The sequence below is a fragment of the Mycobacterium heidelbergense genome, from assembly GCF_050205645.1.
GTDB lineage: Bacteria > Actinomycetota > Actinomycetes > Mycobacteriales > Mycobacteriaceae > Mycobacterium > Mycobacterium heidelbergense_A.
On the sequence record NZ_JBNMQT010000002.1, the window covers coordinates 233,087 to 252,918 of the forward strand.

General features: G+C 67.1%; 19 protein-coding genes. 13 read left to right on the top strand and 6 right to left on the bottom strand.

Features of this window, described 5'->3' with window-relative positions:
* The first annotated feature begins 109 nt into the window (after positions 1-109).
* A complete protein-coding gene (eccB, locus tag ACQI5H_RS02700; protein ID WP_427077990.1) occupies positions 110-1,501 on the top strand; it encodes a type VII secretion protein EccB in 1,392 nt (463 codons plus the stop codon).
* Here the strand turns inward: eccB and mycP are convergent.
* Together mycP and eccD are read right to left on the bottom strand one after the other, a co-directional pair.
* On the bottom strand, positions 1,466-2,782 hold the full coding sequence (mycP, locus tag ACQI5H_RS02705; RefSeq protein WP_427077869.1) for a type VII secretion-associated serine protease mycosin: 1,317 nt from the start codon (positions 2,780-2,782) through the stop codon (positions 1,466-1,468). The two genes, eccB and mycP, sit on opposite strands and share 36 nt — an antisense overlap.
* Entirely contained in the window at positions 2,773-4,161 is a 1,389-nt protein-coding gene (gene eccD, locus ACQI5H_RS02710) for a type VII secretion integral membrane protein EccD (RefSeq protein WP_427077870.1), read from the bottom strand. The genes mycP and eccD overlap by 10 nt, the downstream gene beginning before the upstream one ends.
* A 132-nt stretch (positions 4,162-4,293) precedes the next feature.
* On the opposite strand from eccD, the gene eccCa reads away from it, so the two are divergent.
* The 11 genes from eccCa to ACQI5H_RS02765 all read left to right on the top strand — a co-directional run bounded on the left by eccCa (position 4,294) and on the right by ACQI5H_RS02765 (position 15,028).
* Positions 4,294-7,965, top strand: a complete 3,672-nt coding sequence (gene eccCa, locus ACQI5H_RS02715) for a type VII secretion protein EccCa (RefSeq protein WP_427077871.1) — start codon at positions 4,294-4,296, stop codon at positions 7,963-7,965.
* A gap of 7 nt (positions 7,966-7,972) precedes the next feature.
* Positions 7,973-9,214 (top strand): type VII secretion-associated protein, encoded by a 1,242-nt coding sequence (locus ACQI5H_RS02720; RefSeq protein WP_427077872.1) that lies wholly within the window; start codon positions 7,973-7,975, stop codon positions 9,212-9,214.
* A 26-nt stretch (positions 9,215-9,240) separates the two neighbouring features.
* Entirely contained in the window at positions 9,241-9,558 is a 318-nt protein-coding gene (locus tag ACQI5H_RS02725; RefSeq protein WP_427077873.1) for a WXG100 family type VII secretion target, read from the top strand.
* On the top strand, positions 9,558-9,866 hold the full coding sequence (locus ACQI5H_RS02730) for a WXG100 family type VII secretion target (protein WP_427077991.1): 309 nt from the start codon (positions 9,558-9,560) through the stop codon (positions 9,864-9,866). Before ACQI5H_RS02725 ends, ACQI5H_RS02730 begins: the two co-directional genes overlap by 1 nt.
* A gap of 179 nt (positions 9,867-10,045) precedes the next feature.
* The gene (locus tag ACQI5H_RS02735) at positions 10,046-10,252 is read left to right on the top strand and encodes a type II toxin-antitoxin system HicA family toxin (RefSeq protein ID WP_427077874.1); all 207 of its coding nucleotides are present in this window, start codon (positions 10,046-10,048) and stop codon (positions 10,250-10,252) included.
* A complete protein-coding gene (locus ACQI5H_RS02740; RefSeq protein ID WP_427077875.1) occupies positions 10,249-10,638 on the top strand; it encodes a HicB family toxin-antitoxin system in 390 nt (129 codons plus the stop codon). The genes ACQI5H_RS02735 and ACQI5H_RS02740 overlap by 4 nt, the downstream gene beginning before the upstream one ends.
* Before the next feature lie 216 nt (positions 10,639-10,854).
* Complete coding sequence (rplM, locus tag ACQI5H_RS02745) at positions 10,855-11,298, top strand: 50S ribosomal protein L13 (protein WP_427077876.1); 444 nt, start codon at positions 10,855-10,857, stop codon at positions 11,296-11,298.
* A 17-nt stretch (positions 11,299-11,315) separates the two neighbouring features.
* Entirely contained in the window at positions 11,316-11,801 is a 486-nt protein-coding gene (gene rpsI, locus ACQI5H_RS02750) for a 30S ribosomal protein S9 (protein WP_427077992.1), read from the top strand.
* Positions 11,802-11,941: 140 nt separating this feature from the next.
* Positions 11,942-13,279, top strand: coding sequence for a phosphoglucosamine mutase (gene glmM / locus ACQI5H_RS02755; protein ID WP_427077877.1), 1,338 nt, complete (start codon positions 11,942-11,944; stop codon positions 13,277-13,279).
* A 46-nt stretch (positions 13,280-13,325) separates the two neighbouring features.
* A complete protein-coding gene (locus ACQI5H_RS02760; RefSeq protein ID WP_427077878.1) occupies positions 13,326-13,655 on the top strand; it encodes a type VII secretion target in 330 nt (109 codons plus the stop codon).
* 2 nt (positions 13,656-13,657) lie between these two features.
* On the top strand, positions 13,658-15,028 hold the full coding sequence (locus ACQI5H_RS02765) for a hypothetical protein (protein ID WP_427077879.1): 1,371 nt from the start codon (positions 13,658-13,660) through the stop codon (positions 15,026-15,028).
* A 4-nt stretch (positions 15,029-15,032) separates the two neighbouring features.
* On the opposite strand, the gene ACQI5H_RS02770 is transcribed toward ACQI5H_RS02765, so the two are convergent.
* Genes ACQI5H_RS02770 through ACQI5H_RS02785 form a run of 4 tightly spaced genes read right to left on the bottom strand, consistent with a single transcriptional unit; the run spans position 15,033 to position 17,507 of the window.
* Complete coding sequence (locus ACQI5H_RS02770; RefSeq protein WP_427077880.1) at positions 15,033-16,076, bottom strand: LLM class F420-dependent oxidoreductase; 1,044 nt, start codon at positions 16,074-16,076, stop codon at positions 15,033-15,035.
* Positions 16,077-16,119: 43 nt separating this feature from the next.
* Positions 16,120-16,470 (bottom strand): nuclear transport factor 2 family protein, encoded by a 351-nt coding sequence (locus ACQI5H_RS02775; protein WP_427077881.1) that lies wholly within the window; start codon positions 16,468-16,470, stop codon positions 16,120-16,122.
* 32 nt (positions 16,471-16,502) lie between these two features.
* Positions 16,503-17,342 carry a dienelactone hydrolase family protein gene (locus tag ACQI5H_RS02780; protein WP_427077882.1) on the bottom strand — a complete coding sequence of 280 codons (840 nt, stop codon included), beginning with the start codon at positions 17,340-17,342 and terminating at the stop codon, positions 16,503-16,505.
* Between the two features lie 9 nt (positions 17,343-17,351).
* Positions 17,352-17,507 carry an Rv1535 family protein gene (locus ACQI5H_RS02785; protein WP_427077883.1) on the bottom strand — a complete coding sequence of 52 codons (156 nt, stop codon included), beginning with the start codon at positions 17,505-17,507 and terminating at the stop codon, positions 17,352-17,354.
* Between the two features lie 433 nt (positions 17,508-17,940).
* Between ACQI5H_RS02785 and glmS the strand changes: the two genes are divergently transcribed.
* Positions 17,941-19,806: a glutamine--fructose-6-phosphate transaminase (isomerizing) gene (gene glmS / locus ACQI5H_RS02790; protein ID WP_427077884.1), complete on the top strand. Its 1,866-nt coding sequence runs from the start codon at positions 17,941-17,943 to the stop codon at positions 19,804-19,806.
* Positions 19,807-19,832: the final 26 nt, after the last annotated feature.

Here is a 19,832-nt window from a genome sequence, read left to right on the forward strand (position 1 = left end):
AAACTCGGCCGACCTGTGGATAAACCTGCACAGGGCGCTCGGCGTGCGGTTTACCGTGAAGCCGAAATCCGGATTCGACAAATTTCCCGGGGGAATTTTGGACCGATCCTTGCCCCGACGATCGCCGACCCGCGTGCAGATCAGCGCCTACCGATTTCTGCTGCGTCGCATCGAGTGCGCATTGCTGAGCGGGGACACCGGCGTCGCCGGCCGACACCTCCGGGCACGGAGGGTATCGCTGACGGCCGGGTGCGCGCTGGCGGCCGTCGTCGTCGCCGGATCCACGCTTCTTGCTTTGCTACGGCCACAGGTGGCGTTCGATCGCGCATCGATCGTGATGGGCCGACAATCCGGAGCGCTGTACGTGCGGGTGGGTGACATTTGGCATCCTGTGCTGAACCTGTCCTCGGCACGGTTGATCGCAAGAACCAATGCCGACCCGCAACCCGTGCGCGAGTCCGACCTTGCACGCACCAAACGCGGTCCGCTGCTTGGGATTCCGGGTGCGCCGCAAATTCTCGGCCCGCCGCTGTCGGCGGACGAATCGGTGTGGACGATCTGCGATACGGCCGGTAACGCGCTGACGACGGTGCTCGTCGGGCCCGTTGGAGGACCGGCCTTCCGCCGACTGAGCCCCGAGGACGCCGTCGTGGTGGCTCCTAGCTCGGGTTCGCCGGCTTACCTGCTTTACAACGGACAGCGAGCGGTCGTGGATCTCGCAGACAGCGCCGTGGTGCGCGCGTTGAGGTTAGAGGGCCGCACGCCGCGAGTCGTTTCGCCGTCATTGCTCAGCGCCATTCCCGAGGCGCCGCCGATCGCGCCGCCGCGAATTCGCGACGCGGGCGCAAAGGCCGCCGGACTGCCCGGATTTTCGGCGGGCGATGTGTTGCGCATCACACGAGCCGGCGGTGACGAGTATTACGTCGCTTTGGCCACCGGTGCGCAGCGAATCGGTCAGGTCACCGCGGATATGCTGCGTTTCAGCAATTCGCACGGCAGCGCAAACATCATCCCGGCGGCGCCGGACGCGATCCGCGCCGCGCCGATCGTCACGACGCTGCCGGTGGCGAGTTTCCCCGACCGCGCGCCGCGCGACGGCGGCATGAGCGATGCCGAAACCACCGTGTGCGCGACGTGGACCGCCGCTTCCGGGCGTTCCGACATCGCTTTCCTGGCCGGCGGCGGGCTGCCGTTGCCGGTCGGTCAGGTGCCGGTGACCTTGTTACAGGCAGACGGCCGCGGCCCCGCACTGGACGCGGTATACCTGCCGCCCGCCCGCAGCGCCTACGTACGGGGCGACGCGCAGGGCGGCGCACGGTACCTGGTCACCGACACCGGGGTCCGGTTCGCGATTCACGACGATGACGCGGCACACGATCTCGGGCTTCCGGCGGCCGCGCTCCGGGCGCCCTGGCCGATGCTGGCGGCCCTGCCGTCCGGGCCCGAACTGAGCAGAGAAAGCGCGTCAGTCGCTCGAGACACTGTTGCGGGACCGCCTTAACCGACCCTTGGCCGCGCCGGCGATCAGGGCCGCCGCCAGCGCGGCCAAGCAGATCGCCGCGCCGCCCAATGCGGTGTTACGGCCCTGACGGTCAAGCGGCGCCGGTGCCAGAGGGGGAGGGATCGGCACCGGCGCCGGGTCTGGTTTGGACGTGTTGATCGGCGGAGTCGCGTCGGTGCTGACCGCGGCAAGGGCATCGATGCTGCCGTTGCCGACGACCGGATCCCATCCGGCCGCCGGGTGATGGGCGGTCGATTCGATGCGCTGCATCACCTGTCGCGCGGTCATCGTCGGGAATCGCGCTCGGATGAGCGCAGCCAGCCCGCTGACGACTGGCGCCGCGTAGCTCGTGCCGGAAAGCGATGCTGAGCCAAGCGAATTCACCGCCTCACCGACGGCGGCGACGTCCACCCAGGGGCCGGCAAGGGTAAAGGCCGATGGCTCGCCTTCGGCGTTCACCGACGCGACGGCCAGCACGTAGTCGTCATACCAGGCCGGACTGACTGCGACGGTGACGGTGTCCCGCGTCGCATCCGGACGTTGCGGCGGGCACTGCGCGCTGCCGCCGGTGTTGCCCGCCGCGGCAACGATTACCGCATTCTTGACGTCGACCGCGTATGCCAATGCTGCACCCAGCGATCGATCGTCGAGCTGCGAACCGATCGGAACGCACGCGACCGACGAAACGTTGATCACCGACGCGCCGAGATCGGCGGCCGTTCGGACGGCTCGCGCCATCGTGTCGACGTCGCCCACCCCAGCGCTGGACCGGTCGTTCGCCGGAGCGAACTTGGAGCTGGACTGGCGGATGCTGATCAGGGTGACGTCGGGCGCCACGCCACCGAAGCTGTGACCTCGGGGATCCGGTGTCGCAGCGATGATTCCGGCCACCAATGTGCCATGCGCGTCGCAATCCTGGGTGCCGTCGCCGGTGGACACGTAGTCACCACCGGGCACCACGTCGGGTAGCCGGCCGTGTCGCGAGACTCCGGTGTCGATGACCGCGACGCGTTGGCCGGCACCGCGGGTGAGCTGCCAGATCCGCGGTAGGTCGAGATGTGCAAGTTGGTCGCCGCCTGGGGCTGAATCCGATGCCATCGTCGTGCAAGCCTCGCGTTGCACGGTCGGCCGCGGTGGCGCGGGCAGGGCCGGCTTCGGCAGCCACGTGTCGTCGATCTTCGGTGGCGAAACCGCGTGCGCCGACGGTGTTCCGAACTGGGACAGCGCTGTGAGCACCGATACCGCCAGCAGCCGCATGGCGCGTGACGCGGTCAACTCCATGTCGGATTCAAGCTACGAACAGCGCCATAGACGCCGCATATCCAGCAGGTCAGGGGCACCATCGCGATGAGGGCCAGATACTCCACCAGCTCAGCGCCCCGACTCACAAGGGGCGACGTGGGCATCGCCGGCGCGACGAAGCCCAGGTAGAGTGCCGCGGCGACGAATATCGCGGTCATCGCCGCGATCCAGGGTCCGCGATCCGGGATGCTGGCCGCAGTAATTGCGAATGTTGTTCCGGTAGTGACGATTCCGCCGACGACAAATATCAGCGCCCTTCTCCCGTCAACGCCGTGCGCGTGCAGCAGCAGGACCGCGCCCGTGGCGGTGGCAAAAGCGATGCAGCTGAGCCTCGGTGCGCCGCTGACAACGGTGACGATGGCGCCCAGGGTGGCCGAACACGAGAACGCGGCGAGCAGGCTGGTCAGCCAGTGATCGGCACGGGTTGCTTTGGCAGCCAGACGATCCTGCCTATCCTCGCCCGCTGCGGGCGGCAGCCGAGGCGATAATCCAGCCAGCATGATCGAAACCCGTGCCGCCATTTCGAGCAAGCCGAGCGAGGCCAGCACGGATACCGACGCGATGATGTGCAAGGGGGCCGTTGTGATGACACCCGCCAACGCGGCGATCGCGACGACCATTGCGAAGCACGTCACCGCGGTCAACGTGACACGACCACACCCCGATAGGCGCATCGCCAACACCGACGTCACTGCAGCCCCCATCGCGGCCAGGAGTAGGCCGGGGATGCCCGGAGCTCCAGGTACAGCCAGAAAGCCCGCGATCGCCGCAAAAACGGTGGCGATCAGGCCGAGCGTGAGCCCCGCCATCGGGTCGCCGTGCGCCCGGTGCGCAAAGACGGCAAACAGGAGAGCAAGCAAGCCTGCGAATGCCGCGACGCCCGCAGTGGTGTAGCGGGTGGCGTGGCCCCCGACGGCGTTTCGAACGAGCGTGACGGCCCCGATACCAGTTAGGCAGCCCGCCACCACCGCGCCCATGACGCGATTCGTCAGCCGGTCCGAGGACCGTTCTGAATCTCGTGCTGTCGCACCCAGCGTCGCTGACACCGCCTCCGCCACATCGTCGCAACGCGCAACCGGTTGCGCCGGTCGCGCTTGGCTTAGAACCATCACAGTCCCGTCACGGACGCCGTTCTGCGCCAACGTCGTCGACGCATCCAATGCGGACGAACCGGGGAGGAACAGGTGGTAACGCTCCCCCGGGGGACAGATGGAATTTTCGCTGTCGAGGTCCGACACGATGTCAACGATCGACGGGATCAGGGCGGCGACGGGCACCCCGGCGGGCAGCGACAAATCGAGGAGTGCGCTGCCGGCATGAACCGACACGCGGCGCAGTCCCGGATCGGACACGGACAAGGACGACCCCTTCAGACTTGAATTGTCGGCACGGTAACCGGTTCTCGATCAACCGGTTTCCGGCTATCCACAGGCGAGTTGCGTCCGATTCAGGTGCTCCTTACCGTTCGTCGAACGGTGGGAGGGGTCAGGATGACTGAGGTTTTCGCGCCTGCGGTCCGCGTTCCGCCGCCCGCGGTCGAGACGGCGGACGTCAACATCGCCGTGCCGCCCGAGCTACCTCGCTCCCCGTCGTCCGGCCCGCTGGTGCGGCTGGTGCCGGTTCTCATATCCCTCGGGAGTCTTGGCGTCATGGCAGCGGCCTTCATTTCGGGGTCGGCCGCAACCCGCAGTCCCACATTCCTGGCATTTCCCGTGATGATGCTGGCTTCGATGATTGCTACGACGGTGGTCGGACGTGGGCGTCGGCAGAGCGGAGGCGTGGACGCGGATCGAGTCGAATACCTCGCATATCTAAGCCGCCTGCGCGCGACGGTCGCGGAAACCGCTGCGGCACAGCTCTCGTCACTCAGATGGACACATCCCGACCCCGAGACGTTGTGGACGATGATCGGCGGACCGCGAATGTGGGAGCGGCAAGCGAAGGACGGCGACTTCTGCGTCATCCGCGTCGGCGTCGGACCCCAGCCGCTCGCCACGCGTTTGGTGGCCCCGGAAATCCCGCCCGCGGAGATCGCGGACCCGGTCACCGCAACGGCGTTGGACCGGTTTGTCCGTGCGCACTCGACGATCGAGGAAGCGCCGATCGCGATCGGCTTGCGGGCGGCTACGACGTTAACGATCGACGGCGATTCGGGCGAAGCGCGCGGAGCCCTGCGCGCGATGGTATGCCAACTCGCCGTGTTGCATCCTCCGGGCCAGTTGCTGATCGTCGCCGTGATCAGCGAGCGCAACAGATGTCACTGGGATTGGCTGAAATGGCTGCCGCACAACCAACATCCGGCCGCGCTCGATACGTTGGGATCGGCGCGCATGGTGTATCGGAGTCCGAAAGAAGCACAGCGAGCCTTGGCCGTTACGAGCGGGCCGCACGTGGTGGTGATCAACGACCGTGGCGAGCGCATCGCGCCCGGGGTGATTGCGGGCGCGACGCTCCTCGAGGTCGGCGGCGGCGACACGCCGTTGGCAATCAAGCATGCCGGCGAAACTTTGGCGTTGGACCACCCCGACCACATGGACGCCCTCGATGCGCTGATCTGTGCTCGGCGGCTGGCCGGGTACCGTGCCGGAGCGGCCTCTCACCCCGAGGGCCCGGTCTGGTCGGATCTGATGGGGTTGGGGGATCTCTCCCGCTTCGACCCGGTCCCCCTGTGGCACAGCCAGGACCGCCGCCACCGCCTCCGCGTTCCGATCGGGACGACGGTCGACGGAAAGCCGCTCGAGCTCGATATCAAAGAGCCCGCCGAAAACGGCATGGGCCCACACGGCCTCTGCGTGGGCGCCACCGGCTCGGGCAAGTCGGAGCTGCTGCGCACCGTGGCATTGGGCATGATGGCGCGGAACTCGCCCGAGGTACTCAACCTGCTCCTCGTCGACTTCAAGGGCGGCGCAACGTTTCTCGATTTGGCGCGTGCTCCGCATGTGGCCGCGGTCATCACCAACCTCTCGGACGAGGCGCCGCTGGTGGCCCGGATGCGGGATGCCCTGGCCGGTGAGATGAACCGACGACAGCAATTGCTGCGGGCGGCGGGCCATGGCAGCGTCGCGGCCTACGGAGAGGCGCGGCGGGTCGGCATGCAATCGGTGGCGCTGCCGACATTGTTCATTGTCGTCGACGAATTCTCCGAACTGCTCAGCCAGCATCCTGATTTCGCCGACATGTTTGTTGCGATCGGCCGGCTCGGCCGGTCGCTGGGTATGCACCTGTTGCTGGCCAGCCAGCGCCTCGACGAAGGCCGGCTGCGAGGCCTGGAAGCCCATCTTTCTTATCGGGTATGCCTGAAGACTCTGTCCGCGAGCGAATCGCGAATCTTGCTGGGAACAGTTGACGCGTACCAACTACCGAGTACGCCCGGTGCCGGTTACCTGCGCTGTGGTGGCGAGCCGATTCGTTTCCAGACCGCATTCGTCTCGGGACCGCTGTCCGCCCCGCGCGCGGGTGTCGCCACCGCGACGACGTCGCCTTCCGTGCAGCCTTTCAGCACACGCGCCGCCGGCCCAATCACACACGACGCCGGGACAAGTCGGCCGCCCGCACAAACCGTCCTGGGTGGGGTACTGGACCGACTGTCCGTGCAGGGCCCTCCCGCACACCGAGTCTGGCTGCCGCCGCTCGGTCCGACACCCCCGTTGGCGAGCTTGTTGCGCGACACCGGATTTCCGAGGGGCGGCCTCATCGCACCCATCGGCATCGTCGACCGTCCTTTCGAGCAGTCCCGGGCCCCGCTCATGGTCGACTTGTCCGGAGCCGCGGGCAATGTCGCGATCGTAGGAGCACCCCAATCAGGAAAGTCGGCAGCGCTGCGCACACTGATCACAGCGTTGGCGGCCACTCACGGTCCACGCCGGGTGCAGTTCTACTGCCTGGATTTCGGCGGCGGCACGCTGGCGCCGCTAGCTACATTGCCCCACGTGGGCACCGTCGCCGGCAGGGCCGAGCCGGCGCTGGTCGCTCGCATGGTCGCCGAAATGGAATCGATCGTCCGCTCTCGGGACTTCGATCGAACCGATGCGGCATCCGATTCCACTCGGCCGGGCGACGTTTTCCTCGTCGTCGACGGCTGGGCGACCCTGCGCCATGAGTTCGAGGCGCTCGAAGAAGCGATCACTTCGCTGGCGACGCAGGGGCTTTCATTCGGCGTGCACGTAATCTTGTCGGCGTCGCGCTGGGCGGAGATCAGGCCGTCGCTGAAGGATCAGATCGGCACCCGCATCGAGTTGCGGCTGGGTGACCCCGCCGACTCCGAAATCGACCGCAAGCGGGCGCAGCAGGTGCCACGAGACAAACCCGGCCGCGGCCTCTCCCGCGAGGGGCTGCACATGCTGATCGCGCTGGCGATGGACCCGAGGGAGCTGGCACGCCGTGACGGCGAGTCAGCTGCGCCCCCAATACGGCTGCTGCCGGCGCACGTGGATCGCGAGGCTGCCGTCCACCGAGCGAGTGACGAACTCGGAGGGCAAATCCTGCTCGGGCTCGAGGAGCGTCGACTGCAGCCGGTCACGGTGGACTTCGATCAGCATTCACATCTGCTGATCCTCGGAGACAACGAGTGCGGAAAGACGGCGACGCTACGGACCCTGTGCCGCGAGATCGTACGCACTAATAGCACCGCGGAAGCGCAGCTTTTGATAGTCGACTATCGGCGCTCCCTGCTCGGGGTCATCGAGTCGGAACATCTTGGCGGCTATGCCATGTCGCCGGCCGCACTGGGTGCATTGCTGCCCGGTGTCCTCGACCTGTTGAGACAGCGGATGCCCCCTCCGGACGTGAGCCAGGCGCAGTTGCGAGCCAGGTCTTGGTGGTCCGGTCCGGATATCTACGTCGTCGTCGACGACTATGACCTGGTCGCTGCCCCAGCCGAGAGTCCACTCGTGGCCATCTCCGAGTTTCTGCCGCATGCAAGGGATCTGGGACTGCACATCGTCGTGGCACGGCGCAGTGCTGGCGCGGCACGCGCCCTGTTCGAGCCTCCGCTGGCCGGTCTGCGCAACCTCGGTTGCGTGGCACTCGTGATGAGTGGAGGTCCGGACGAGGGTGCGCTGTTAGGCTGCCGCCCCACCCGGCTGCCACCGGGTCGTGGTGTCCTGGTCACTCGTGCCGGCGACGAACAGCTTGTACAGGTGTTTTGGAGCCCGCCGGCATGAGCCCGTCGTGAGCGGTCATCGCACAATCATTGAAGTCGGCCCGGGCACGATCCACCGATTGTGTTGCGGCTCAACCACTGTCGCCGACACCGAGATCACCAGGGCGGCGCTGGAATCGATAGACGATCCGGTGGCCGTGGTGGACGGCCGGCCGGTCGCGGTCGATTCGGTGTGGCGAACCGTGCTGCGATCGGTGGCTTGCCCGAGGCCGGGCCCACACAAAGCCGTGGTCGTGGTTCACCCGTCGTGGTGGTCATCGTCGCGCGTCGGCCTGCTGACCGCGGCCGCCGACGGCCTCGCCGACGATGTGTCCGCACGCCCACGATCGTGGCTCCTGAGGCAGTCGTCCAAGGCCGAACCGGAGGCGGTGGTGGTGGAGATCGCCGAACGGCTGGTGTCGATCGCCGGTGTCGACGTCGTCGCCGTGCCCCGCCTGACGGAACCCGGCCCTGTCGCCGAGCAGGTGGTCCGTATCGTCGACGAGATCGCATGCGGGACAACGACGGCCACGCTGATCGATGCGCCGGTGACGGTGGCAGGAGCTACGGCGCTTGCGACATTGATCGCCGACGCGCTGCGCAGTAGCGGCCGGACGGCGGTGGAGATCGGTGACTCCGCGCTGCCAAGCCTCGCCGCGTTGGCGCAGCCGTCGTTGTCGGCCCACGACGAGACGCCCTCACCGCCGTCGAACCCGAAGGTCCGTTCGCACGCCTGGATGCTCAGGGGAATCGCAGCAGCCGTGGTCGTCCTGGCCGCGGCGGTGCCGGCGGTGGCCTCCATGGGTCGTCACGGCGTCACGCGCGCGGACACCGCGGCGATGACCTTTCTGGTGGAAGGCCGGGTAGCGCTGAGCGTGCCCGCGAATTGGCCCACGCAGCGTGTGATCGCAGGACCCGGTTCGGCACGGGTGCAGGTCACGTCGCCATCAGATCCCGAAGTCGCGTTGCACGTCACGCAGTCGCCGGTGCCCAAGGAGTCACTGGGTGACACCGCTGAGCGGTTGAAGCGCGCGATCGACGCTGAGCCCGCCGGGGTGTTCATCGACTTCAACCCTTCCGGGACCAGCGCGGGCCGGCCGGCGGTGACCTACCGCGAAGTGCGCGACAGCCACCAGGTGCGCTGGACCGTGCTGCTGGACGGAACGGTCCGGATCAGTATCGGATGCCAGAGCCGGCCCGGCGGTGAGGACGCCGTCCAGGACGCGTGCGAGCGGGCGGTGCGGTCTGCGCACGCGATCAATGGAACCTAACGGGCGTCCGCATGGTCGTAGTTGGTATGGGAACACCGAACACACTGAGCGCCGACTTCGACCTGATGCGCTCCATCGCGGCGACAACCGATGCCCGCAACGAAGAAATCCGGGTGATGCTGCAGGCATTTATCAGCCGCATGAGCAGTGTGCCGCAGTCGGTGTGGGGTGGGCTCGCCGCCGCGCGGTTCAAGGATGTGGTCGATCGTTGGAACGCCGAGTCGATGAGGCTCTACCACGTCCTGCACGCGATCGCCGAGACGATTCGGCACAACGAGGCGGTGCTGCAGGAGGCCGGTCAGATCCACGCCGACCACATCGCCGCCGCCGGCGGAAACCTCTGATCGGAGTTGGCGTGGATCCGGTGTTGTCGTACAGCTTTGGCGAAATCGAATTCTCCGTGCGCCAGGAGATTCACGCCACGTCAGCCCGCTTCAATGCCGCGCTGGACGAGCTGAGATCGCAAATCGCTCCGCTGCAGCAGTTGTGGACCCGCGAAGCCGCGGCCGCGTACCAGGCCGAGCAGCTCAGGTGGCATCAGGCGGCGACGGCGCTCAACGAGATATTGGTCGACCTTGGAAACGCCGTACGCGACGGCGCGGATGAGGTGGCGGGCGCCGACCGCCGGGCAGCGGGGGCCTGGGGGAGGTAGCCCGATGCACGAGACCCTGTGCGGTCCTGGCGGAGGAGAGCCGCCAGGACCGCACAGTTCTTTCTAATGCTCCTATTGACTGATCCTCACTACGTCTTCTGCGGGGAAAATGATGTTTTACCTGGGCAATTATATGTCTATCTAGCTTGACTAGAAACCGTCTAGCATACTGGACTAAAATGGTTACAGATGAACCAGCGCGAGAAGTCGCTAAGCGGCTCAAGGATGCGGGTTTTATCCGGGTCAGCACCGATGGGCGTCATTCCAAGTGGCGACACCCGTCCGGTGTGTGGGTGCCGGTGTCCGAGAGCCATCGGATGATCAGTGCGGGCGTTGTCCGCAAGATCAACAGGGCCATCGAGGAGAGCAAGGGGAAACGCCAGTGAGTCACGAGTACAAGGTGGAGGTCGTCCGCGATGGGCGGTGGTGGATGATCCACGTCCCCGAAATCGACCAAGTCACTCAAGGACGCCGCGTCAGCGAAATCGTCCCTATGGCCGAGTCCCTAATTGCAGTCAGCACCGATCAGCCGCTCACCGACATTACGGTGCGGGTCGTCAGCATTGAGGTTCCGGGACTTGGTGATGTTGCTGCGCGCGCCACCGCGATCGCGGATGCGCGTAATGCCGCCGCGCAGGCGGCCGAAGCCGCACAGCACGACGCCGCCGAGTATGCTCGCGCGCTCGCCGAGGCTGGCGTTCCGGTGCGCGACACTGCCGACTTACTGCACGTGTCGCCGCAGCGCGTCAGTCAACTTGCCACAGCGCGTTAAACCGGCGTCTCGGACCGGCTGATTGAAACTGCCCCGTTACCGACGGTTGAGACGATTTTGACCTGCGGGGATGGGGGTCGGTAAGCTGCTCGGTTGGCGTGCGGTACGCCGGGGCCTCGGGTCAATGTCGGTCGCCGAGATCAAACCCCACCGTCAACGCCTGACCGATACCCGGGTCACACCGGGATCCACCTCGAGAAGAAGAAGGTAAGCGCTGTGCCCACATACGCGCCCAAGGCGGGTGACACCACGAGGTCGTGGTATGTCATCGACGCCACGGACGTGGTGCTTGGCCGCCTTGCCGTCGCAGCAGCCACCCTGCTGCGCGGTAAGCACAAGCCGACGTTCGCTCCCAATGTCGATGGCGGCGACTTCGTCATCGTCATCAACGCCGACAAGGTCGCCATCAGCGGCGACAAACTGCAGAACAAGCTGGCCTTCACCCACTCGGGGTATCCCGGCGGCCTGCACAAGCGCACGATCGGCGAGCTGATGGAAAAGCACCCGACCCGCGTGGTGGAAAACGCGATCGTCGGCATGCTGCCCAAGAACAAGCTCAGCCGTCAGATCCAGCGCAAGCTCCATGTCTACGCGGGCCCGGAGCATCCCCACATCGCACAAAAGCCGGTTCCGTACGAGATCAAGCAGGTGGCCCAGTGACCGAAACAACCGAGGCCTTGGAAGACACAGCGACCCCGGCCACCCCGGAAACCCCGGAGACCCCGGCCGCTCCGGCCGAGACCCCGGCGGCCAAGCCCAGCGAGCCGTTCGTGTTCGAACGGCCCATCCAGACCGTCGGCCGCCGCAAGGAGGCCGTGGTGCGGGTGCGCATCGTGCCCGGGACCGGCAAGTTCGACCTCAACGGGCGCAGCCTGGAGGACTACTTCCCCAACAAGGTGCACCAGCAGCTGATCAAGGCCCCGCTGGTCACCGTCGACCGGGTGGAGAGCTTCGACATCTTCGCGCTGCTGCACGGCGGGGGCCCCTCGGGTCAGGCCGGCGCGCTGCGACTGGGCATCGCCCGGGCGTTGATCCTGGCCTCGCCGGACGACCGGCCGGCTTTGAAGAAGGCCGGATTCCTCACCCGTGATCCGCGTGCCACCGAGCGCAAGAAGTACGGCCTGAAGAAGGCGCGCAAGGCGCCGCAGTACAGCAAGCGCTGATCGCCGATCACTTTCTGGCCGCAACCGTGCATCTACTGCACCTTTAGCGGCGTGTCCGCGCACAAACACGCACGGTTTCGTCCAGAAATGAACGGGCATGTGTTAGGTGCACGACCGTCAACTGTGAGAGGTTTATCCGCATGGGTCGACTATTCGGCACCGACGGCGTTCGCGGGGTCGCCAATCGTGAGTTGACCGCCGAGCTGGCGTTGGCGCTGGGCTCCGCGGCGGCGCGGCGGCTGGCGAGCGCGGGGGGACCGGGCCGCCGAGTCGCCGTGATCGGTCGCGATCCGCGAGCCAGCGGCGAAATGTTGGAGGCGGCGGTGATCGCCGGCCTGACCAGCGAGGGCGTGGATGCACTGCGTGTCGGCGTGCTGCCGACCCCCGCCGTGGCCTACCTGACCGGCGCCTACGACGCCGACTTCGGGGTGATGATCTCGGCGTCGCACAACCCGATGCCCGACAACGGCATCAAGATCTTCGGTCCGGGCGGCCACAAGCTGGACGACGACACCGAGGATCAGATCGAAGAACTGGTCGCGGCCGGGCCCGGGTTGCGCCAAGTCGGCGCCGGAATCGGCCGGGTTCTCGACGCCGAGGATGCCGCGGACCGCTACCTGCGCCACGTCGGCAAGGTCAGCACGCTGCCGCTCGACGGCCTGACCGTGGTCGTCGACTGCGCCCACGGCGCGGCGTCGGTGGCCGCACCGCGCGCCTATCGCGCGGCCGGCGCCCGGGTCATCCCGATCCACGCCGAGCCCAACGGGCTCAACATCAACGACGGCTGCGGCTCGACGCACCTGGATTCGCTGCGGGCGGCCGTTATCGACCACCGCGCCGATCTAGGCCTGGCGCACGACGGCGACGCCGACCGGTGCCTGGCCATCGACGCCAACGGCGAACTCGTCGACGGCGACGCGATCATGGTGGTGCTTGCGCGCGCGATGCAGGAGGCCGGCGAGCTGGCCTCGAACACCTTGGTGACCACGGTGATGAGCAATCTCGGCCTGCACCTGGCCATGCGCGCGGCCGGGATCACGGTGCACACCACCGCCGTCGGCGACCGCTACGTCCTGGAGGCTTTGCGGGCCGGCGAGTACAGCCTCGGCGGTGAGCAATCCGGCCACATCGTGATGCCCGCACTGGGGTCGACCGGCGATGGGATCGTCACCGGCCTGCGGCTGATGACGCGCATGATGCAGACCGGCTCGTCGCTGGCCGAGCTTGCCTCGCAGATGCAGACGTTGCCGCAGGTGCTGATCAACGTCGAGGTTGCCGACAAGGCCGCCGCGGCCGCCGCGCCGGCGGTGCAGGCCGCGGTCGAGCGGGCAAAAGCGGAGCTCGGTGATACCGGGCGAATCCTGTTGCGCCCCTCGGGAACTGAACCAATGATCCGGGTGATGGTCGAAGCACCCGAAGCGGACGTGGCTCGGCACGTCGCCACCCGAGTCGCCGAAGCGGTGAGCGCTCAGCGCTGATCCGCGATCCTGGAACCCCGACGCGGGATCCGGCGTCGGATTAGGCATGAGATTCGATAGTCCAGTAAGACACAACGCTTTTGCCCGCACCGGGATCGACGTCGCGGCGGTGCATAGGGTCGCCGACCAATTGCGCGGCGCGGCCGAACTCGTCGACGCCGCGGTGAGCGACCATCTGGCCGAGCTGGCTTTCAGTGGCGCCACCGCGGGCCGGGCCCACACCGCGCGCGGCGACGCGTTGCGCGGCCAGTTGGAGCAACTTGTGGCGCAGTTGTCGCAGTGGTCGCGGGCGTCCGTCGCAATCGCTGTCGCCCTGCGGTCGGGCGCCGAGCGCTATGCCGATGCCGAGCTGTATGCCGCGGCGCGGATCGCCTGATAGTGGGCGATCGTTTGGACGTCGCCGAGCGCCTCGCCGAGGGCGCGCTCGCCGTCGAGCACACACAAACATACGTGCGGGCTTGCCAGGCGCTGGGTTACGAACAATCCGACCTCACGTCGAACCCCGCCCAGGTCCGCGACTGGTACGGCAGCGAAGACGGTCTGAATCTTCAAGCGCTCGACCGCGATTGCGCGGAGCTGCGGGCGGCGGGCGACGCGGTGACAGAAGGCCTGCGCATACAACGTGGCCAGATCGGCGAGCTGGCGGCGGCCTGGACGGGACCCGGGGGAGACGCGGCGCTCGCGTTTCTGCAGCGTCATTGCGATGAAGCAGGCGCCCTTGCGATCGAAGTGCGCGCTGCGGCCCAGCGATGTGAGTCGCTGCGTGACAACTTGTGGTGTCTGGTTGACGCAAAGGTCGCGACTGCCATCGCCATCGACGATCGCACGCAGGCGCAGCGCTCGACGTGGTTGGCCGCAGCGGCTTCTGTCACAACCGGGCCGGGGGATCGGTGGACGGCCGCGGACATCGTCCGGGACCAGGTGAAACCTTACGTGGACAACGACATTCGCACCGAGTGGGTAAGCGCGATGCGTTCATCGCTCGCCGGGGTCGCCGCGTCCTACGACATGGTCACCGACAAGATGGCCGCTACGCCGATCGTGTACTTCGAGCTTCCGGGCGACCTCGCTCCCGGCTGGCAACCAGTTGAGCCGGTCCCGCCGAGCGCGCCCGCCGCGGCGCCAGCTGTGGTGACGCCGGCCGCTGCGGTGCCGCCCGCGGTCACACCCGCCGCTGCGGCACCGCCGGCGGCTCCTGCCGCAGCGGTTCCGCCCACTGATCCCGCCCCGGCGCCGGATTTGGGAACGGCGCTCGGTGGTGCTTCGGGGATGCCCAGCGGCGCGGGAGATCTGGGCGGACTGAGCGGTCTTGGCGGCCTGGGCGGACTTGCTAGCCGAATCGTCGATGCGATGGGCGGGCTGTTGGGTTCGGCGGGCGACGCGCTCGGGGGCGACGACCTGTTCGACAAGGATGCGTTCGACGAGGATCCGTTCCATCCGGACGACGAGCACGACGACTCCGACGACCGGCCCGATGACGAGGCGGACAAATCCGACCAGCCCGAAGAGGGCGACAAGGCCGCCGGGGATAAACCGGTTGAGGCGGCCCTACCGGTCGACGCGCCGGCGTCGGCGGGCGCGACACCGATCGGAGCGGCGCCATCGGCTGACGGGCTCCCGCCGGCCGAAGCGCCGCCCCCGGGTGAACCGCCGCCCGCCGCTACGCCCGCACCGGCCGCTGCGCCGCCGACCGACGGATCAACCCCGTGCGAGATCGCCGCGGATCAACTTCCGCAGGCGGGACCGTGAGCGCTCAGGAGGGCCGCAGCTGGAGCGCTTCCTCGACGAAGCGCACGGACTCTTCGGCGTCGGTCGCCATCGGGGCCACCAATAGCGTCGTGACGCCGGACTCGGCGAAGGCGGCCAGGCGCTCGGCGATAAAGCCGCGGGGTCCGACCAGTGACATCCCGCGCACCAATTCGTCGGGCACCAAGTCGATCGCCTCACGCTTGCGGCCGGACAGATACAGCTCCTGGATCTTGTCCGCGACCTCGCCGAACCCGTAGCGCGTCGCCAGGTTGTGGTAGAAGTTTCGGCCCTTGGCGCCCATTCCGCCGAGATAGAGGGCCAGCTGCGGCTTGGCCCACGCCAGCCGATCCTCCACGTCGTCGCCGATGGCCAACGACGCGTGCACCATGACGTCCAGCGGTCCCAGCGCCGGATCCCGCTTTGCGGCACCGGCTTTCAGCGCCTCGCCCCAGACCGAGTCGGCCTTCTCGGGAAGATAGAAGACCGGCTGCCAGCCCTCGGCGATCTCGGCGGTGAGCTCGACGTTCTTCGGTCCCAGCGCCGCGATCGTTATCGGAATGCGTTCGCGCACAGGGTGATTGATCAGCTGCAAGGGTTTGCCCAACCCCGTTCCGCGATCCGCGGGCAGCGGCAGCTGGTAGTACTTCCCGTCGTATTGCACCCGCTCGCGGCGCCACACCTTCCGGCAGATCTCGACGACCTCGCGGGTACGGCCGAGCGGGGCGTCGAACGCGACGCCGTGAAACCCCTCCATCACCTGAGGCCCCGACGTGCCGATGCCAAGACGGAACCGGCCGTCAGAGACGAAGTCCAGGCCCGCCGCGGTCATGGCCAGCAGCGACGGCGTGCGGATGTAGATGGGAACCACGCCCGTGGCCAATTCGACGGTGTTGGTCTTGGCGGCCAGATACCCCAGCTGGCTGATGGCGTCGTACGAATACGCCTCGGCCACCACCGCGATGTCGATGCCTTGCTTTTCCAGTTCGACGACGCGGTCGACGGCCTCTTTAAAGCCGCCCGAATAATCCAGAGCGATCCCGATTCGCATCAACGATGCATATCACGCCGTGCGATTGTCTTCGCCGCTGACCTCAGCCTGCCGACGTGCCCGTCCAGTATTCCGCGAACCGCTGACCGTCGCCGGTGAGTCGGAGGATGTCATTGCCGGTGAACGAGACGGGGCCGTCCGGGCCGCGACCCGCCCCGACCCAGCGGCCAGCGACGAATGCGCCGTCGGAAAAAGGCCCGATTTCAACAGAAAAATTCAAGTCGTCCAGCATGTTTCGTGTCTGCTCGACGATCTGATGGAGTTCGTCCGGGCCGTGTACGTCGCGGTCGGGCCAATGGCCTACGAAGTCCTCGGTGACGATCTCGGCAGCGATCGGTTGCCCTGCCCACAGGCCGGTGATCCAGCGGTCATACAGCGCTTCGACGGTAGCCATTGCGCGCGACTACCCATTCGGCGTGAGCGCAATCACTTGAGCAGCGCGACGATCTTTTCTCCGGGAGTGACCGGCTCTGCCTCGGGATCCACCGGGACCGTCTTGGGCAGGTGCGCGTCCGGGTCGGCGAAGGCGCGATACGTCTTGTCGCCAGCGAGCGTGGCGAGCAGGTACCCGGTCAGCAGCGCGCGAACCGATCGCCGCGTGCCGCGGTGCGGGCCGGGCAGCCCGACCGCCTTCGTCAGGCGCCTGCCCTCGACCAGGCCACCGGGTTGGGCCTTGCTCACAATGCGCAACGTCGCCGCGTCCCACGCACGGGCCAGCGCCAAGGCGTTGGAATTCAACGTCTTTGGGTCTCCCGGCGCGGTCAAGATCAAACCCGGGACCCGCAGCGTCGCGGCCGGCTGCTCGGCCGGGGGACTGGTGACGGTCGGGAACAGCGCCGCCACGGCCGCGGGCTTGGCCGACATGCCGGCCGCCGCGAACACCGCGGCCGAGCCACCGAAACCGTGGCCCACCACCCCGAGCTTGGCGGGGTGCACGCTGATCTTGCCGGGCCCGAGCCGCACGCCGGCAACGATGTCGAGAGCCGTGCCGAGATCGAACGCCAGGTTGAGCACCGAGGGCGCCAGCCCGCGTTCCGTGTCGGGAGCGGCGGCCACGATGCCCCACGACGCCAGATGCTCCAACAAACCCGAATAGCGGGCGGCACCGGCCAGCCACGTGTGACCGAACGCCACACCGGGCAGATTCAATCCGGCTTCCGGCGTGTAGACCACCCCCGGCAAACCAGCGAAGGCCAGGTCACCGCGCAAAACCCGATGTGGGCCGGGCCGGCTGAGAGCTTTGACTAGCTTGCGGATGCGGGCCACGCGTCGACGTTAGCGCACCTCGATCAGCCCGAGCCGCCAGAGCGCCGCGTACACCTGGCGCAGCGGAATGCTCAGCAAACGAGCCGTCGTGTCCAGCACCGGGTCACCCCGGCCGATCGGCGGCCGAGGGCTCACCACCACTTCGTCGTACGGAACAGCAGTCATGATCCGCTCCTTAAGATGGCGTGGGGAATTCCGAGACAAAATTGGCGAATATCGGCATTGATGTCTACCTGAAGAGCCGGCAAAGAGCAATTGATCGATGGGGCGGCGAAGCCGTACTGCAGCACAACGGTTGTGCTGCAACATTGTTCGTCGTAGTGACGGTTCCTTTCACTAGCCGATATTCCGAAGTTTAAGTGTGCGTCGCTGTGGAGCAATGAAAGTATAGAAAACGTCAGAAATACATTAGGTGACAAACACGCATTGCTTAGAAATATGATTTCGACCGAAAAGTAGCGACCGCCCGTCCCCGTCGAGCGCGCTTCGCCGGCGACCGCGCCCGGCACTGCCGCCCCCTTAGCGCGTTTACGCAGGTCAGCGCGCTGGCCGTCCGTCCTGCTGGGTCCGCCAGGGCCGCTCCACTACCCTGTGCAGGATGTGCGGAATTGTCGGCTACGTCGGGCAGCGCCCTGCCTTCGATGTCGTCATGGACGCGCTGCGCCGGATGGAGTACCGCGGCTACGACTCGTCGGGAATCGCGCTGCTCGACGGCAAGGGCAAACTCACCGTGCGCCGCCGCGCCGGCCGGCTGGCCAACTTGGACAAGACGACGGCCGAGATGCCGCCGGCCGCGCTGACCGGAACCACCGGACTGGGCCACACCCGCTGGGCCACCCACGGCCGGCCCACCGACCGCAACGCGCACCCGCACCGCGACGCCGCCGGCAAGATCGCCGTCGTCCACAACGGCATCATCGAGAACTACGCCGCCCTGCGCCACGAACTGGAGGCCAACGGCGTCGAGTTTTCCAGCGACACCGACACCGAAGTCGCGGTGCACCTGGTTTCGCACGCCTATCGCCATGGTGAAACAGCCGGTGATTTCGTGGCCTCGGTGCTGGCCGTGCTGCGCCGGCTGGAGGGCCACTTCACCCTGGTGTTCGCCAACGCCGACGAACCCGACACGATCGTCGCCGCCCGCCGGTCGACGCCGCTGGTGCTGGGGGTCGGGGACGGCGAGATGTTCGTCGGCTCGGACGTGGCCGCGTTCATCACCCACACCCGCAACGCCGTCGAACTCGGCCAGGACCAGGCCGTGGTGCTCACCGCCGACGGCTACCGGATCACCGACTTCCACGGCAACGCAGACGTGGAATACCGCGAGTTCTACATCGACTGGGACCTGTCCGCCGCCGAAAAGGGCGGCTACGAGTTCTTCATGCTCAAGGAGATCGCCGAGCAGCCCACCGCGGTGGCCGACACCCTGCTCGGCCATTTCGTCAACGGCCGGATCGTGCTCGACGAGCAGCGACTGTCCGACCAGGAACTACGCGAAATCGACAAGGTATTCGTCGTCGCCTGCGGCACCGCGTATCACTCAGGGCTGCTGGCGAAATACGCGATCGAGCACTGGACGCGGCTGCCCGTGGAAGTCGAGCTCGCCAGCGAATTCCGTTACCGGGACCCGGTTTTGGACCGCAGCACGCTGGTGGTCGCCATCTCGCAGTCCGGCGAGACCGCGGACACCCTGGAAGCGGTCCGGCACGCCAAGGATCAGAAGGCCAAGGTGCTGGCGATCTGCAACACCAACGGCTCGCAGATCCCGCGCGAGTGCGACGCGGTGCTCTACACCCGCGCCGGCCCGGAGATCGGCGTCGCCTCTACCAAGACATTCCTGGCGCAGATCGCCGCCAACTATCTCGTCGGCCTGGCGCTGGCGCAGGCCCGCGGCACCAAGTATCCCGACGAGGTCGAAAGCGAGTACCGCGAACTCGAGGCGATGCCAGACCTGGTGGCGCGGGTGCTTGCGACGGTCGAACCGGTCGGCGCCCTTGCCCATCGGTTCGCCCAATCCTCGACCATCCTCTTCCTGGGTCGCCACGTCGGCTACCCGGTGGCGCTGGAAGGCGCGCTGAAGCTCAAAGAGCTGGCCTACATGCACGCCGAGGGGTTCGCGGCCGGCGAACTCAAGCACGGCCCGATCGCGCTGATCGAGGACGACCTGCCCGTCATCGTCGTCATGCCCTCACCGAAGGGGTCGGCCACGCTGCACGCCAAGCTGCTGTCCAATATCCGCGAGATCCAGTCCCGCGGCGCGGTGACGATCGTGATCGCCGAAGAGGGCGACGACACCGTTCGGCCCTACGCGGATCACTTATTCGAAATCCCCGCCGTATCAACCCTTTTGCAGCCGCTGCTGTCGACCATCCCGCTACAGGTGTTCGCGGCGTCGGTGGCGCAAGCCCGCGGTTACGACGTGGACAAGCCACGAAACCTGGCCAAGTCCGTCACCGTCGAATAGTCGGGTTGTTTCGCCCGTAACGCCTC

Coding starts and splice junctions, on each gene's coding strand:
- mycP (WP_427077869.1), bottom strand. CDS start 2,782: ATGGAGTTGACCGCGTCACGCGCCATGCGGCTGCTGGCGGTATCGGTG.
- glmM (WP_427077877.1), top strand. CDS start 11,942: ATGGGTCGACTATTCGGCACCGACGGCGTTCGCGGGGTCGCCAATCGT.
- ACQI5H_RS02760 (WP_427077878.1), top strand. CDS start 13,326: ATGAGATTCGATAGTCCAGTAAGACACAACGCTTTTGCCCGCACCGGG.
- glmS (WP_427077884.1), top strand. CDS start 17,941: ATGTGCGGAATTGTCGGCTACGTCGGGCAGCGCCCTGCCTTCGATGTC.
- ACQI5H_RS02725 (WP_427077873.1), top strand. CDS start 9,241: ATGGGAACACCGAACACACTGAGCGCCGACTTCGACCTGATGCGCTCC.
- ACQI5H_RS02785 (WP_427077883.1), bottom strand. CDS start 17,507: ATGACTGCTGTTCCGTACGACGAAGTGGTGGTGAGCCCTCGGCCGCCG.
- ACQI5H_RS02770 (WP_427077880.1), bottom strand. CDS start 16,076: ATGCGAATCGGGATCGCTCTGGATTATTCGGGCGGCTTTAAAGAGGCC.
- ACQI5H_RS02775 (WP_427077881.1), bottom strand. CDS start 16,470: ATGGCTACCGTCGAAGCGCTGTATGACCGCTGGATCACCGGCCTGTGG.
- eccCa (WP_427077871.1), top strand. CDS start 4,294: ATGACTGAGGTTTTCGCGCCTGCGGTCCGCGTTCCGCCGCCCGCGGTC.
- ACQI5H_RS02735 (WP_427077874.1), top strand. CDS start 10,046: ATGGTTACAGATGAACCAGCGCGAGAAGTCGCTAAGCGGCTCAAGGAT.